This is a genomic window from Acinetobacter stercoris, from assembly GCF_900323515.1.
In the GTDB taxonomy this organism is placed as follows: Bacteria; Pseudomonadota; Gammaproteobacteria; order Pseudomonadales; family Moraxellaceae; genus Acinetobacter; species Acinetobacter stercoris.
Window position 1 is genome coordinate 1 of sequence record NZ_OOGT01000403.1, and the last position, 1207, is coordinate 1207.

The following is a 1207-nucleotide window of genomic DNA, read 5'->3' on the forward strand; positions in this document are numbered from 1 at the left end:
ATTCTATTTAATACCAATATTGTATATAATCATACAATATTGGTATACAGCTCAAATCACATATCAAGCCAAGTTCTAAATCAACATTTGAACGTTAACTTAACGAATACCATTTTTTTCTAAAACCGGTAAAACATGATCTCTAAAATATGGGAACTCTTCTGCGTAGTCCAGAAATGACAGTGTTGTGCCACTAAAGCCTGTTTCATGCAATTGCATTAATCCATGTGCAACTTGTTCTGGTGTTCCGACCAAAGGGAAACCACCATGCCCAACAGCTATACGTTGTCTAAGTGTTTCTAAAATATCATGTGGAAAACTTTGAGCATGGGCAAAAAGTAGATTCATTAAATTCTGTACAGCTTCCGTATCGGCATTTGCAACTTGACGATCCCATTCTGCCTGAGCCTCAGCTTCTGTTTCACGACAGATCACATGCGAAAAAGTCATAACGTTAACATTACGCCCAAGAGCTTTACCTGCTTGTTTTAACTCTTTAATTTCTGCTACAGATCGCTCTAACTCTGATGCGGGGGTAAATAAAAAGTCAGCATTTTGTACCGCAAAATCACGCCCTTGCTTGGAGCCTGCTGCATTAAATATCGGAGGGCTTTTTAAAGGCTTAGGTTTGCCATAGGAACCTTTGGTATTAAAGTATTTTCCATTCCAGTCAAAAGGCTTGTCACTACTCCAGAGCTTCTTGATGAAATCGAACCACTCCTGTGCATAGCCATAACGGGCATCATGGTTATCTTCTAGTGTTAAACCGAGTGCATCGTATTCAGGCTTATTCCACCCTGCAACAATATTTAAACCAACACGATCAGCACTTACTTCTGCCATTGTTGCAATTTGTTTTGCAATCACCATCGGGTGATTTACAGAAGCATGCACCGTTGCAAAAACAGTAATATTTTTAGTACTCGCGAGTAAAGCTGTCGCCCATGTTACTGTTTCCAAAATCGTACCTTGAAAGTCTTTTTCACCGCCATAACCAATAAATCTGGCAATTGGCAACATAAAATCAATACCTGCATCATCTAGCAATTGTGCAAGTTCTAGATTCTTTTCCCAGCTGGCATCCCACCCATCAGTAAGTTTTGATGGCGTCATTCCTCCTGAACAGTTCGAAGCAAAAGTACCTAAAATAAATTTCTTATTCTCTAAAAACGGATGTGTTTGCATATCTTTTCCCTAAGTCGATGAG

1 protein-coding gene is annotated in these 1207 nt (G+C 39.4%); it reads right to left on the minus strand.

Annotated elements, in window-relative coordinates; translation table 11 throughout:
* Window positions 1-99 precede the first annotated feature (99 nt).
* Entirely contained in the window at window positions 100-1185 is a 1086-nt protein-coding gene (locus KPC_RS19875) for an LLM class flavin-dependent oxidoreductase (protein ID WP_121976013.1), read from the minus strand.
* Window positions 1186-1207: the final 22 nt, after the last annotated feature.